General features: G+C 42.8%; 15 protein-coding genes. 2 read left to right on the forward strand and 13 right to left on the reverse strand.

The window, feature by feature from the left end; genetic code table 11:
- On the forward strand, positions 1 to 1,125 hold a 1,125-nt coding region (locus B3R63_RS06525), incomplete at its 5' end, for a TDT family transporter (RefSeq protein ID WP_286729233.1).
- Positions 1,126 to 1,201: 76 nt separating this feature from the next.
- Here the strand turns inward: B3R63_RS06525 and B3R63_RS06530 are convergent.
- Positions 1,202 to 1,381 carry a hypothetical protein gene (locus B3R63_RS06530; RefSeq protein WP_106438914.1) on the reverse strand — a complete coding sequence of 60 codons (180 nt, stop codon included), beginning with the start codon at positions 1,379 to 1,381 and terminating at the stop codon, positions 1,202 to 1,204.
- A gap of 211 nt (positions 1,382 to 1,592) precedes the next feature.
- Here B3R63_RS06530 and B3R63_RS06535 point away from each other — a divergent pair, with 211 nt between their 5' ends.
- Positions 1,593 to 2,174 (forward strand): 5'-nucleosidase, encoded by a 582-nt coding sequence (locus B3R63_RS06535; protein ID WP_101161044.1) that lies wholly within the window; start codon positions 1,593 to 1,595, stop codon positions 2,172 to 2,174.
- A gap of 38 nt (positions 2,175 to 2,212) precedes the next feature.
- Here the strand turns inward: B3R63_RS06535 and B3R63_RS06540 are convergent, their stop codons facing one another.
- From B3R63_RS06540 to ubiG, 12 genes are all read right to left on the reverse strand, one after another.
- Positions 2,213 to 2,878 (reverse strand): TetR/AcrR family transcriptional regulator, encoded by a 666-nt coding sequence (locus tag B3R63_RS06540; protein WP_075041067.1) that lies wholly within the window; start codon positions 2,876 to 2,878, stop codon positions 2,213 to 2,215.
- A gap of 414 nt (positions 2,879 to 3,292) precedes the next feature.
- The gene (locus B3R63_RS06545; protein WP_005023799.1) at positions 3,293 to 4,087 is read right to left on the reverse strand and encodes an ATP-binding cassette domain-containing protein; all 795 of its coding nucleotides are present in this window, start codon (positions 4,085 to 4,087) and stop codon (positions 3,293 to 3,295) included.
- A 16-nt stretch (positions 4,088 to 4,103) separates the two neighbouring features.
- Positions 4,104 to 4,910 carry an aliphatic sulfonate ABC transporter permease SsuC gene (ssuC, locus tag B3R63_RS06550; protein ID WP_414630835.1) on the reverse strand — a complete coding sequence of 269 codons (807 nt, stop codon included), beginning with the start codon at positions 4,908 to 4,910 and terminating at the stop codon, positions 4,104 to 4,106.
- Entirely contained in the window at positions 4,907 to 6,082 is a 1,176-nt protein-coding gene (gene ssuD, locus B3R63_RS06555; protein WP_286729237.1) for an FMNH2-dependent alkanesulfonate monooxygenase, read from the reverse strand. The genes ssuC and ssuD overlap by 4 nt, the downstream gene beginning before the upstream one ends.
- Before the next feature lie 23 nt (positions 6,083 to 6,105).
- Positions 6,106 to 7,095: an aliphatic sulfonate ABC transporter substrate-binding protein gene (locus tag B3R63_RS06560; RefSeq protein WP_286729239.1), complete on the reverse strand. Its 990-nt coding sequence runs from the start codon at positions 7,093 to 7,095 to the stop codon at positions 6,106 to 6,108.
- 18 nt (positions 7,096 to 7,113) lie between these two features.
- Complete coding sequence (locus tag B3R63_RS06565; RefSeq protein WP_286729240.1) at positions 7,114 to 8,079, reverse strand: sulfonate ABC transporter substrate-binding protein; 966 nt, start codon at positions 8,077 to 8,079, stop codon at positions 7,114 to 7,116.
- A gap of 310 nt (positions 8,080 to 8,389) precedes the next feature.
- Entirely contained in the window at positions 8,390 to 9,736 is a 1,347-nt protein-coding gene (argA, locus tag B3R63_RS06570) for an amino-acid N-acetyltransferase (RefSeq protein WP_286729242.1), read from the reverse strand.
- Between the two features lie 126 nt (positions 9,737 to 9,862).
- Entirely contained in the window at positions 9,863 to 10,231 is a 369-nt protein-coding gene (locus B3R63_RS06575; RefSeq protein ID WP_005405737.1) for an RcnB family protein, read from the reverse strand.
- A 224-nt stretch (positions 10,232 to 10,455) separates the two neighbouring features.
- On the reverse strand, positions 10,456 to 10,833 hold the full coding sequence (locus B3R63_RS06580; RefSeq protein WP_286729245.1) for an RcnB family protein: 378 nt from the start codon (positions 10,831 to 10,833) through the stop codon (positions 10,456 to 10,458).
- 341 nt (positions 10,834 to 11,174) lie between these two features.
- Positions 11,175 to 11,921, reverse strand: a complete 747-nt coding sequence (locus B3R63_RS06585) for a YciK family oxidoreductase (protein WP_286729247.1) — start codon at positions 11,919 to 11,921, stop codon at positions 11,175 to 11,177.
- Positions 11,922 to 11,950: 29 nt separating this feature from the next.
- Positions 11,951 to 12,646, reverse strand: a complete 696-nt coding sequence (locus B3R63_RS06590; protein WP_286729249.1) for an HAD family hydrolase — start codon at positions 12,644 to 12,646, stop codon at positions 11,951 to 11,953.
- Positions 12,643 to 13,362: a bifunctional 2-polyprenyl-6-hydroxyphenol methylase/3-demethylubiquinol 3-O-methyltransferase UbiG gene (ubiG, locus tag B3R63_RS06595; RefSeq protein WP_034685807.1), complete on the reverse strand. Its 720-nt coding sequence runs from the start codon at positions 13,360 to 13,362 to the stop codon at positions 12,643 to 12,645. The genes B3R63_RS06590 and ubiG overlap by 4 nt, the downstream gene beginning before the upstream one ends.
- Between the last annotated feature and the right edge of the window lie 72 nt (positions 13,363 to 13,434).

Raw genomic sequence — 13,434 nt, forward strand, 5'->3', positions numbered from 1 at the left:
CAGCTAGGGCAGCCACGAGATATCATTCGTCAATTCACACCTAACTGGTTTACCGTCACTATGGGAACGGGTGTAGTAGCACTTATTTTACCTGAACTGTCATCTGGTTCAATTAATCTGTGGTTAGGAGGTGCTTTCCTCTGGCAAATCAATATTATCTTATTTATCAGCTTTAGTCTGCTTTATAGCCTGCGCTGGTTGTTCTATCCTACCGAAGCCAGACAAATCTTTTTTCATTCAAACATGAGTCTGTTTCTGGGTGCTATTCCTATGGGCTTGGCCACTCTTGTAAATGGATTTTTAAAATACGGTTTGCCGCTATATGGCGATTCTGCACTAGAAATAGCCAAACTGCTTTGGTATATCGATGTCGTTATGGCAGTGGGAATTGCCTGGTTAGTACCTTTTTGTATGTTTAGTTGCCAGCAGCACCAGTTACACAGTATGACAGCGATCTGGCTATTACCGATTGTAGCCTGTGAGGTGGCAGCAAACTCAGGTGGAGTATTAATACAATATCTGGCTATAAGCCAGCAGACAGTGGCTATATTGATCGCCAGTTATGGGTTATGGGGAATTTCAGTACTGCCAGCTTTTGCCATATTAACTATTCTGATGTTAAGACTTGCCCTGCATCAGTTACCTTCTAAAGATATGGCGATTAGCAGCTGGCTGGCATTAGGTTCTATTGGAACGGGTGCATTGGCTTTACTGAGCTTAGGATCACAGGCACCACGCATTCTAACTTTTATTGGACAGAAAGATTTAGGCATGTTTTTGCAGTATGCAGGTACTGCCAGCAGCTTGATTCTACTGGGGTTTGGGCTTTGGTGGCTTGGCCTTGCAGTATTGACGACCTTAAAATATATAAAAAGAGGTCTACCTTTCAATTTGGGGTGGTGGGGTTTAATCTTTCCATTAGGGGTGTATACACTGGCCATTTACACTCTGGGCCAGCAGCTTCAGCTCGCTATATTACATAATATTGCCTCTAGCCTGGCCTATATTTTAATCATACTCTGGGTGGTTGTAGCCCCTAAGACAGTACAAGGGTTTTATCGTGGCAACCTGTTGTTCTCACCTTGCCTGAAAAGCTTTCTGCAAAGAAAAGAATTTGGTAATTAATAATAATGATGACAGGCAGTCTAAAACTATCTGTCATTTTAAATTTATTTAAATAACTATCTATCAGGAAATTAGCTTATTGAAATGGATCTGATTGATATTGGCTATATTCGGCCTTAATAAGCCAGGCCGCTATACCGAGTAATAAGCCGATCAAGACAAAAAATAAGTCAAGATGAAAGATTCCTTGTCCTAAACTAAGTAGTGCTGCAAGTACAATTAAGATACATACCCCTTTTAATACTAAAATTTTCATAGGACTTCCTTAAATACAAAAAATAACAAATTAAAATAATTATAGAGTTGATTAATAAAAATACAAATTAGTTTTATGAATAATAAGAATATTTTTAATGTATAAAGACTATAGCTTGAAAGATTGAGTTTTTTTTAAACTAAATTAATATAAAAAATTGAATCTAACTTAAGTTTATTTTCTAATAATCAAATTTTAACGAGTTTTCTAAATGGTAGAGCAATCTGCACTCATCATGGCGCTCCCAAGTGAATCTAAAGGACTGTTTGAGCAGGCCGGTATTCAGGTTCATTACAGCGGTATTGGCAAGGTCAATGCAGCATTTAAAGCCTATGAGGTGATTCAACATACTGGATGTAAAATACTTTTTAACTTAGGTACCGCAGGCAGTAGTCAATTTGATACCCACTCACTGGTCGAGGTCAGCAGTTTTGTACAACGTGATATGGATGTCTCTCCTTTAGGTTTTGTCCCGGGCATTACTCCAATGGATGAGGAAATACCAGGGTGTATTGAACTGGTTTCATACTTCGATCAATTGCCTAAAGGAATCTGTGGAACTGGTGACTCCTTCGAAACAGGCTTGCCTAAAGTGTCTTGTGATCTGGTGGATATGGAAGGTTATGCCTTGGCTAAAGTTTGTAAAAAACTTGGAGTACGCCTGGTATCTGTCAAATATATTAGTGATGGTGCCAACACCACAGCACATCTGGATTGGGAAAATAATCTGCTGTTGGGAGCGCATAAACTGTTGGATTTATACCAGCAGGCAAAACTTTCATTTCAATCGTAAAGAACAAGTAAAAAGGCCAGAATTAAAGAGCTGAAGCATTAATTCTGGTTAGCTTCGAAAACTTCGGTTGAAAGCGTGACCGGGCTATATTCAGAGCGCGGTAAAATACCATAGAGCATCAGATGGATGGTATGTTCGATAGTCCTCTGGTAGGTGCTTTTACTTTTAAGCGTTTTTCCCATCACCATTTCAATTTGAGTACTAAAATCAGCATAATTCTGGGTAATTGCCCAGATATTTAAAATCAGCAATTCCGGATCAATACCTGCAGAAATTTTTCCTTGTTCCTGCCAGTTCTGTATCACTTTAGCCTTACGCTTAAATAGTTTTTTCAGCGGGCCTTTTAAAATAGATAAAATATGTGGTGCACCCTGAATAACTTCTAGTGCAAACAGCTTGGAGGCTTTAGGCTGGTGACGTGAAACCTCGATCTTGAGCATTAGATAATTAGCTAATGCTTCAGCCGGCTCAAGGTCTACTTCAAGCGACTGTAGAGGAGCCAGCCACTTCTGGAGTACTGTAGTAAGTACCTCAACATATAAAGCCTCTTTATTTTCATAATAATAAAAAATATTTGACTTATGCATGTCGGCCAGCTGAGCAATTTCATCCAGGCTTGCCCCGTTAAAACCATAGGTAGAAAAAACGTCTAGAGCTGCATTTAAAAGTAAATTCCGTTTTTGAGTGCTCTTCTTTTGTTCCATTGTTCCCCACAAATATCGATAAAGTCATAATTGTAAGACAAATGGGTCGATTTGTGCACAATTTTGCAAAGTAATTCTTCCAATATGCTGAATTAAACATCTTTTTTAACATTTGGTAAAAAAAGTAACCCCTAATAAATTGATAGTTAATAACAAATTAGCTTAAAAAATAATTTTAAAATAAAATTATTTTTAGCTGTAAAAATTAAATGAAAAATCTTTTTTAAAGTACCAAATATATTTTTTATAAGTTTAAGAAATTGATTTTAATAATTATATTTAGTATAGAATGAGTTTTTCATGACTATACTGTAAAAGAAGTTATGATCTTTACCTTCTTGTTAAAAGATATCTTGTTTATATAGCCTCATGTATAAAACAGCCATCTCAAGATGGCTGTTGGCGTGTATGAGTTTAGGTGGCTAATACTGCATCTAAAACTTGCTGCTCCAGCTCGGTGAACTGGACACTCTTTTTACGGGGCCGTGGTAAATCAATCTTAAAATGATGAGCAATCTGGCCTTTATCCAGTAGAATAATCCGGTCAGCCAGTTGTACTGCTTCAGCAACATCATGAGTGACTAAAACAGCTGTGAAGCCCTGCTCACGCCATAACTGTTCAATCAGATTTTGCATTTCAAGCCGGGTAAGGGCATCAAGTGCGCCTAAGGGTTCATCCAGTAATAAAACTCGTGGCGTATGGGATAAAGCTCGAGCCAGAGCAGCACGTTGCCGTTGTCCGCCTGAAAGTTGTGCAGGCCAGTTACTGGCTTTTTCAGCGAGCCCCACCTTTTTGAGTAGAGCTACTGCATGGGCATGACGGTTATGGGCCAAACCTAGCTGTACATTCTTCTCGACAGTCTTCCATGGCAATAGACGTGAATCCTGAAACATAACCCGAATATCATCTGTGGTAATACCTTCACGAAAATTCTGTGCAGACTTGAATTTTATTTCACCGTAACTTGCTGCTTCCAGGCCAGCAATTAGACGTAGTAGAGTACTCTTGCCACATCCGCTACGTCCCACGATTGCTACAAATTCTCCCGCCTGAATATGCAGATCTAGTTCCTCAAGAACTTTAACCTGCCCATAAAACTTATGAAGCTGCTCAACCACAATTTCTGCTCCATTCTGCGGCTGAGTGGTAAAATTCGTACTTGGCTTAGCTTCTATATCAACTGATAGCGGTATATTTAAATTGCTCATTAGTATATTCCTGTTCCTATTGTTGATAGCCGGGATGCCAGCGCAGCAGATAGCGTTCCAGTCCTTGAGCCAGAATATCTGCCAGCTTGCCTAAAAGGGCATACAGGAGAACGCCGACCAGTACAATATCAGTCTGCAAAAACTCACGGGCATTCATGGTCATATAGCCAATTCCTGACTGCGCAGAAATTGTTTCGGCAACAATAAGCAATACCCAGACCAGACCCAAAGCAAAGCGTAGCCCGACCAGTATAGAAGGCATAGCGCCTGGTAAAATAATTTGCTGATAAAGCTGGCGACGATTCAGCCCATAACTCTTTCCCATTTCAATTAGCTGCGGATCAACTGATCGGATTCCATGATAGGTATTGATATAGATCGGGAAAAATACACCTATCGCTACCAGAAAAAGCTTGGCACTTTCATCTATTCCAAACCATAAAATAACAAGAGGAATTAACGCCAGAGCCGGAATATTACGTAGCATTTGCAAAGTAGTATCCAGAAGATTCGAGGCTATCTTGGAAGAACCATTTAATAGGCCGAGCAATAAACCTAGACCTCCACCCACAGCAAGACCAGTCAATGCCCGGGCCGTACTCACCTTGACATGCTGCCACAGTTCACCACTGATGAGTAAAGACCAGAAAGCTGTAAGTACGGCTGTAGGGGCAGGCAAAATCCGGCTTTGCAGTAAGCCGCTCATTGAAGTAAGCTGCCACAGAACAAGTAATAATAAGGGCACTAACCAAGGCAGCAGATGTTTTCTAAATACACCTGTTCCACGTGAAACGTAGTTATCTATGCTATTCTTTTGCATCATGACCCTTCCTTAACAATTTTATTATCTGCTAGCCGATCAGGTACATAATTATTGGCAACAATCTCACCGAATGGACCGGTCAAGTTAGGCTGGGCCAGCTTTTTACGGGTCTGTAATGGCAGTAAAGGAAAGACCAGTTCAGCAAAGCGAATAGACTCTTCCAGATGTGGGTAACCTGAAAAAATAAAGGTATTAATACCCAAATCTGCATATTCCTGAATACGGTCTGCTACAGTCTGCGGGTCACCGACCAGCGCAGTCCCGGCACCTCCACGAACCAGACCTACCCCAGCCCAGAGGTTTGGTGATACTTCCAGTTTGCTCTTATCGCCATTATGTAATTCAGCCATACGACGTTGACCTACTGAGTCCATCTGACGGAATTTTTGTTGCGCAGCGGCAATCGTAGCGTCATCTACATACTGAATCAGTTCATCAGCTGCGGCCCAGGCTTCTGCACTGGTTTCACGTACAATTACATGCAGACGGATGCCATAGTTCAGACGACGTCCTTTTGCAGCGGACTTAGCCTGCATGGTCTGGATTTTTTCTTCTACTGCTGCAGGCGGTTCTCCCCAGGTCAGGTAAGTATCGACCTGCTCAGCAGCCAGTTCTTGAGCAGCTTCAGATGAACCACCGAACCAGAGCGGAGGATAAGGCTGCTGTACAGGCGGATACAGCAGTTTAGCATCATCAACACTTAGCCGTTCGCCATGGAAAGTAAAGCTTTCACCTGTATGAGAACGGGTTAAGATTTCACGCCAGATCTTGGTGTACTCTGCTGCTGTCTGGTAGCGTGTAGCATGGTCTTCATATACACCATCACCTTTTAGCTCTTGCTCATCACCCCCTGTAACCAGATTTAGCAGTACCCGCCCGTTTGAGAGACGGTCAAAAGTTGCTGCCATACGGGCTGCCAGAGCAGGGGTGGTTACACCAGGGCGCAAAGCCACCAGAAATTTCAGGTTTTTAGTGGCATCAATCAGGCTGGCAGCTGTAATCCATGGATCTTCACATGAGCGGCCGGTCGGAATCAGTACACCTTCATAGCCCAGGTTGTCTACAGCCACTGCAATCTGTTTCATATAAGCATGATCGACCTGGCGCCCACCTTTACTGGTGCCTAAATAGCGGCTATCACCATGAGTCGGAATAAACCAAAAAATTTTCATGTCAGTATCCTTATCTGTCTAAATCAGTTTTTAGGTGTAGGGACCCAGACCACTTGGCTGACCTGGATTGATTTTGGAATTAATTTGACCTGTTGAAAGAGATCAGCAATTTCTTGTTGTGCCTGTACGACTTCAGGTTTAAGGCTATAAATAGGAGAGGGTTTGAGCCGTTTATCTATAACCCGCTGGGCAATATTCTGTTTAAGGCCGGTACTTTGCTGATAAATCTTTAATGCCTGTTGCTGGTGTTGAAGTATCCATTGATCGGCAGTATTTAAACTTTGTAGGATCTTTTCAGTTGCACCGGGATGCTGCTCAATAAATTGTGGGTTAGCGATATAAAATGAATAAGTCCGTGCAAAGGCTTGGCCGTCAATTAATACCTTGGCTTTGGCATCCAGCTCTGCTGCACTTAAGTACGGTTCCCAGATCGACCAAGCATCAATTGACTGTTTATCGAAAGCTGCCCGTGCATCTGCCGGAGGAAGCCAGATGGGCTGAATGTCCTGCCAGCTTAAACCAGCCTTTTGTAAAACTTTAGCCAAAAGTTCATGAGCACTTGAACCTTTCTGTACCGCTATCCGTTTACCTTTTAGATCGGCAAGTGTACGAATTGAACTGTCTGCAGGTATTAATAATGCCTGTGCATTCTGGGGAACCACTTCATAGCCAATGTATTTCAGATCTTTCCCGGCCGCTTGTGCGAAAACAGGAGGAGTATTACCTACTGCACCAAAATCAATTGCACCAACTGCCAGTGCTTCCAGCATTTGTGGGCCAGCTGGAAACTCTTTCCACGCCACCTTAACGCCGGGAAACTGCTGTTCAAATAGCTGTTGCTGGCGAGCGACTAACAGATTCAGTGAGGATTTCTGGTATCCGATTGCCAGGGTTTTGAGTTTGTTTTCTTGAACAGACTGTTGTCCCGGCGCAGTATCAGAACTGGTTTTCTGGCAGCCACTCAGGCCTAAGGCTATAAAACTGCTAATTAAAAAAACTTTGAGTGAATACATTTGGCGTCCTTCTTATTGTTATGGTGTTTGCTTTAAAATCGCAGCCTGAATATCAAGTTTGACAGGTATTAATTTCTGGGCATAAAAGGCATCAGCCACTTTCTGCTGCGCATGAGAGACTTCCTGGCTAACTGGTCTTACCCCAAAGCCCATACGTGAAATAGAAGTTTTTAAAATATTATGTTCCAGTCCGGTTGGTTGTTCTAACAGACTGGCTGCCTCGTCCTGATGCTGGGCAACCCATTGGGTCGTAGTGTTTAATTCTTGAATAATAGTCTGAATGACTTTCGGGTTGTTTTCTGCAAATTTACGGTCGGCCAGATAGAATTGGAGATTATTGACCAGGCCCTGACCATCCTTTAAAACCCGGGCACCAAGTTGCTGTTCTGCTGCGGCCAGGAAGGGGTCCCAGATTACCCAAGCATCGACAGAACCACGTTCAAATGCAGCACGAGCATCTGCCGGTGGCAGATAGACCACCTGAATATCTTCAAGCTTTAAACCATTCGCCTCTAAAATATTGAGCAGTAAATAATGAACATTAGAACCTTTATTCAGTGCAATCCGTTTGCCTTTTAAATCAGCAACAGACTGTATGGGAGAATTCTTCTGGACTATTAACGCTTCCCCATGAGGCGCGCCCGGCTGATTTGCTACATAGACAATATTTGAATTGGCTGCCTGAGCAAAAATGGGAGGAGCTTCACCCGCTTCTCCAAAAGCGACACTTCCGACATTCAAACCTTCAAGGAGCTGTGGACCTGCAGGAAATTCAACCCAACGAATCTTTATACCTTGTGATTTGAGAGCATTTTCCAGACTACCTTGGACCTTTAGAATCGGTAAAATGCCATATTTTTGAAAACCGATATTCAAGACCTGAGTCTGAGGGTCAGATTTGGAACAGCCACCTAGAAACAGGGCAGTTGCCAGACTGGTCAATAAGATGGCAGAACGGGCCCAAGAAATTTGCTGGCTGTTCATGGAAAAGGTGCTCCTGGCAGTGAAATTTAACAATCACATACAGCCTAAGATGCCCGGTAATGCTAAAAAAATAAGCTTTTATCGTTTAGTCATGAAAAAAAAAGCTAAAATATAAAACTGCTTAACTTATGAGTATTTATGATTTAAAAAATTAATATTATTTTTAATTAAATAACTGAATATTATTAATAATTTTTTATTGAGCTAAAGAAAAACCAGAAATAATAAGTAAGAACCTTGAAAGTTTTACTTTTTATTTCTGGTTCAAAGATATATTTATTAAAAATAAAGCTAAATATTAAGGCCGGTTCTATAACTGTTTTTTAAATACCAGTGAATTTCGCTGATAGTTATAAAGTGCCTGCCGGGTATTGGGTAAATCATCAACAGAGGCTGGCATGAAACCATGTTCTAGGAACCAGTGTGCTGTGCGGGTGGTCAGTACAAACAACTGCTTGATTCCATTATCTTGTGCCTTTTTTTCAAGAAAATTTAAAATCTGGCTGCCTCGATTCGATTTACGGTATGCCGGATGTACTGCTACACAGGCAATTTCTGCCGAAGGTATTTCATTCTTCAAAGTTGGAATCGGGTAAAGCGCCGCACAGGCGAGAATCGTACCGTCACGTTCAATGACAGCAAACTGGTTGATTTCAGTTTCTAGCCGTTCACGTGAGCGGTAAACCAGTATCCCTTCTTGTTCAAGGGGGCGTAACAGTTTGATCAGTCCACCTACATCCTGAATTCTGGCAGTGCGGACTTCTTCATAATGTGCATCGGTGATCATGGTGCCAATCCCATCACGGGTAAATAGCTCTTCAATCAGCGCACCGTCATACGTATAAGAAATCAGATGAACACGATTGACGCCTTCTAGGGAAGCATCGCGTGCCGCACGTAAATATAAAGCCTGAGTTGGATCTGCCTGTTCATGCTGTTCTATATAAGGGTCCAGCTGCTGAGGTGTTAATTCACGCAATAATTGCTGTTTGGAATTTAATAGACCTTGCTGCTGGCCCAGAAAAATCAGTTTATCCGCTTTTAGGGCAACGGCTGTCTTGGTTGCGACTTCTTCTGCCAGCAGATTGAAGACTTCGCCTGTAGTGGAGTACCCAGTCGGTCCGAGCAGTACAATACTGTTATGCTCAAGATGCTGGTGAATACTGGTACTGTCTATGGAGCGAACCTCACCGGTTAACTGAAAATCGATACCATCATGAATACCATAAGGTTTAGCAGTGACAAAATTACCAGAGACTACATGGATAGCTGCGCCGTACATAGGTGAGTTCGCTAACCCGGTAGAAAGCAGGGCTTCAATTTGCAGACGGATTGAGCCTACAGCACTCATGACACAGCCAAGAGACTCACGTGTAGTAATCCGGCGGTTCTTATGAAATGGTGCACTCAGCTGAAACTGTTCCAGATTCCGGTTAATCTGCGGACGGGCACCGTGAACCAGAACCAGACGAATTCCCAAGGAATTGAGCAGGGCAATATCGTGAATAATATGCTGGAAATTATCATGGCAGACCGCCTCACCTCCAAACATGATGACAAAGGTCTTATTACGATGCGCATTAATATAGGGAGCAGAATGCCGGAACCAGCGTACATTGAGTTGTTCAGTAGTATTCGCGGTTTCCACAGAATTCATAATATGCCTGATCCAGTTGCTTATTCAGTCTGCTGATTCTAATCAAAAAACAGCAGGCAGGTATATAAAAAGCAAAAAAACACCCGGGTCAGTGCCCGGGTGAATATGTATCGATGTAGGACTGAATTAGCCCAGAATCCGTATGATACGGTTGTTACGTTCATTGACCAGCACATAGTCACCATTAATTTTATACCACTGCTGATAACGGGCAGGCTTATTCAGGTGACGGCTATCACGGTAGTCAACCTTGTAACGGTTGTTATCATACTGACGAGGCAGCACCTGACCACTGCGCCATTCACGACTTGGATTTACTCGTGAAGATGAACGGCGATCATCCCAGCGGCGGTCATCATAACGACGGTCGTCATGGCTCCAGTGTGGGGTATTAGGGCGGTCATAACGCTGATCATAATGCTGTGGTGCGGCCATAGCACTGGTAGTAATCAGCGCGCTCAAAGATAAAGCGATACCTGTAAGTAATGTTTTCATGTTTTTATCCTGCGTTGCAAGCTCATCAATTTATAACGCTACTTTAGGCAACAATTAGATATAAAGCATGAAAGCCGTTTTATTGAATTGTGAAATTAATGAAGGAATTGAGAAGGAAATTAGAAATTAACTCGACAGAAATAGCCAGTTAGCCCTATGTAAAAAGGCCTAAATTGTATTTAGGCCTTTTTATTCTGGATGAACGGAATAATGAAGGATATCTATCAGTCCATAATCCTGATAATACTGTGTTTATCTGAGTCGACTAACAGATAATCATTATTGACCTTGTACCATTGCTGATTACGCGAAGGTTTCGGCAGGTCATAATTTTCATATTCAACCTTATAGCCGTTGCCTCGGTAATGTTGCGGCATAATATAACCGGTTTGCCATTTGTGCTGTTTCAGACGACTGACTCCACGTTCTTCACGCATACGACGCTGTTCACGGACAGAATCTTCGTCCTGCTGGAACATCTTGCCATGTGGCCCGCCACGTCGGTCCGAATGGTCCTGATTTTTATGAGGAGGTGCTGCAAAAGCTACACTTGCCATGAAGGTAGAGAAAGATAATGCCAGCACAGCCATAATCTTTTTCATGTTTAATCCTCAAATTCATACTTAAAATTTCTTTACCCATCTACTGTACGAAAAAAAAACAGAGAAACTGTGAAGATAATTCAACTAATTATTTAAAATTGCAGAGACAATGCGTACTTAATATAAAACAAATTAAGTATTCTCCATACTATTATTATTTATATGTATCGGTAAATTTCTGCTTTAAATATTTAAGCTTATTTCTGCTTTTGCTCATTCTTGGCATAGAGCAAGATATGATCTCGTCTATGCCTGTAACCTCTTTTGCAATAGCAGTAGTTTAATTTGGTATAGCCTGTTTTTATTTAAGCCAAACAGTGATTCAAAAATAAAATCCGAGACTAATCCTGAGCATCGATACTCTGCCCATTCATATGACGGCTGTCTTCACCCATCAGGTATAAATAAGCCGGCATAATTGTTTCTGGTGTCGCTAGCACTTTTGGATCTTCATCTGGAAAAGCCTTAGCCCGCATGGCTGTTCGGGTGGCGCCCGGATTAATGCAGTTAAAGCGTATATTCGGATGCTGGTTTTCTACAGCAAACAGTTTGCTTACCGCTTCAATAGCAATTTTAGAAACAGAATATGCACCCCAACGCTTACGAACTTCCCGGCCTACACCTGAACTGGCAAAAACTACTGAAGCATGTTCAGATTTTTGCAGTAGAGGCAATAGGGCCTGCGTTAGTACAAAGGGTGCTCGCAGATTTACCGCCATCACGTCATCCCAGACTTCAGCTGGATAATGGGCCAGTTCGATACGCTCACCCAAGATACCGGCATTATGCAAAATTCCATCTAGACGTCCGAACTGTTTATCCAGAATATTGACCAGATGTTCATAATCCTGTGCAGAAGCACTGGACAGTTGTAAAGGCAAAATGGCAGGTTGAGGTGCCCCCAATGCTTCAATTTCATCATAGATGACTTCAAGCTTGTTCAGGGTACGGCCATGCAAAACAACTGTAGCACCATGCAGGGCATAACTTAAGGCAGCAGCGCGGCCAATACCGTCACCTGCACCCGTGATCAGAATAACCTGATTTTTCAGTAAGTCTGGACGAGGTTGATATTGTGAGTATTTCATAGGCAAACCTCCTCATTATTATGATATGTCTAAAGTACTACGGGTTTTTCTGATTCCAGTTTCAGCAGTTGGCATACCTTCTGCCGCAGTTCGGAAATATCATTCACTATACAATCTGCCTGCCAGGCCGTTAAGTTATCTTTGTGGCTTAACGGTAAATAGCCGTAAGCAGCCAGGATGGTATACATTCCTGCATTACGACCGGCTTCAATATCACGCGGATGATCCCCGACATAAATGATTTGCTCTGCCGGAAGATTGATTTGTCTGGCAGCTAAATACATCGGTTCCGGATCAGGTTTGGTTCTGGTGACATCCTCAGGGCAGACCAGTACTGCACAGCGTTCTGTTAAGTTCAGGGCAGCAAGTAAAGCCTCGCTTAAGCCACGGGGCTTATTAGTCACAATTCCCCAAGGAATACCTCGAGCTTCCAGTTCATCAAGTAAAGGGTACATGCCTTCGAACAGGTCTGTCTCAACTGCAATATCTGCTCCATATAGGTCCAGAAAACGCTGACGGTGTGCCAGAAATACCGGATCATCGACCTCAAGATGCGGATAGACCAGTTTGACCATGGCTCGCGCACCTTCAGACACCTGGATGCGGATCAGGTCTGCTGCTACAACCTCACAGTTTTCGGCACGGCACATATCCTGAATAATACGGATAAAGTCAGCTGCGGTGTCAATCAAGGTACCATCAAGGTCAAACAGGACAGCTTTCATTCTGTGACTTCCTTAACAGTATGTACCATATAGTTGACATCTACATTCGGTGCCAGCCAGTAATGCTTGGTCAGCGGATTGTAATGTAAACCGGTCATCTGTTTAAGCTCTAGCCCGGCAGCCCGGATGTCATGGGCTAGCTCGGATGGGCGTATAAACTTGTGATAATCATGAGTACCTTTAGGCAACATCCGGAGTAGGTATTCGGCACCAATAATAGCGAACAGATAAGATTTCGGATTACGGTTAATAGTAGAAAAGAACACATGGCCGCCCGGTTTTACCAGAGTCTGACAGGCTTTAATAATAGAAGCCGGATCTGGTACATGTTCCAGCATTTCCATACAGGTCACAATATCATACTGGCCCGCTTGTTCTTCAGCCAGCTGCTCTACCGGAATTTGGCGGTACTCAATATTCTGCACATTTTCCTGCTGGGCATGCAGGCGGCCAACTGCTAAAGGCGCTTCACCCATATCTACACCCAGCACTTCAGCCGCACCGCGACGTGCCATACTTTCGGTCAAAATGCCACCACCACAACCTACGTCCAGTACCTTTTTACCGGCCAGGCCACCACTGAGCTCATCTACCCAGTTCAAGCGCAAGGGATTGATCTGATGTAAGGGACGGAACTCAGAATGCTGATCCCACCATTTGGCTGCAAGTGCTTCGAATTTAGCAATTTCTTGTGGATCAACATTCAGTTGCGACATGACAGTCACCTCATTATCCGGTTAATGATCAGGAATAAAATATTCAGACTTAGTGTAGCGTTAATTCCAGAA

Origin of the sequence: Acinetobacter sp. UBA1297 (genome assembly GCF_002307755.1) — a bacterium.
GTDB lineage: Bacteria > Pseudomonadota > Gammaproteobacteria > Pseudomonadales > Moraxellaceae > Acinetobacter > Acinetobacter radioresistens.

Excerpts from the sequence above, each read along its gene's own strand:
- B3R63_RS06530 (WP_106438914.1), bottom strand. The coding sequence starts at position 1,381 with ATGAAAATTTTAGTATTAAAAGGGGTATGTATCTTAATTGTACTTGCA.
- B3R63_RS06535 (WP_101161044.1), top strand. The coding sequence starts at position 1,593 with ATGGTAGAGCAATCTGCACTCATCATGGCGCTCCCAAGTGAATCTAAA.
- B3R63_RS06540 (WP_075041067.1), bottom strand. The coding sequence starts at position 2,878 with ATGGAACAAAAGAAGAGCACTCAAAAACGGAATTTACTTTTAAATGCA.
- B3R63_RS06545 (WP_005023799.1), bottom strand. The coding sequence starts at position 4,087 with ATGAGCAATTTAAATATACCGCTATCAGTTGATATAGAAGCTAAGCCA.
- ssuC (WP_414630835.1), bottom strand. The coding sequence starts at position 4,910 with ATGATGCAAAAGAATAGCATAGATAACTACGTTTCACGTGGAACAGGT.
- ssuD (WP_286729237.1), bottom strand. The coding sequence starts at position 6,082 with ATGAAAATTTTTTGGTTTATTCCGACTCATGGTGATAGCCGCTATTTA.
- B3R63_RS06560 (WP_286729239.1), bottom strand. The coding sequence starts at position 7,095 with ATGTATTCACTCAAAGTTTTTTTAATTAGCAGTTTTATAGCCTTAGGC.
- B3R63_RS06565 (WP_286729240.1), bottom strand. The coding sequence starts at position 8,079 with ATGAACAGCCAGCAAATTTCTTGGGCCCGTTCTGCCATCTTATTGACC.
- argA (WP_286729242.1), bottom strand. The coding sequence starts at position 9,736 with ATGAATTCTGTGGAAACCGCGAATACTACTGAACAACTCAATGTACGC.
- B3R63_RS06575 (WP_005405737.1), bottom strand. The coding sequence starts at position 10,231 with ATGAAAACATTACTTACAGGTATCGCTTTATCTTTGAGCGCGCTGATT.
- B3R63_RS06580 (WP_286729245.1), bottom strand. The coding sequence starts at position 10,833 with ATGAAAAAGATTATGGCTGTGCTGGCATTATCTTTCTCTACCTTCATG.
- B3R63_RS06585 (WP_286729247.1), bottom strand. The coding sequence starts at position 11,921 with ATGAAATACTCACAATATCAACCTCGTCCAGACTTACTGAAAAATCAG.
- B3R63_RS06590 (WP_286729249.1), bottom strand. The coding sequence starts at position 12,646 with ATGAAAGCTGTCCTGTTTGACCTTGATGGTACCTTGATTGACACCGCA.
- ubiG (WP_034685807.1), bottom strand. The coding sequence starts at position 13,362 with ATGTCGCAACTGAATGTTGATCCACAAGAAATTGCTAAATTCGAAGCA.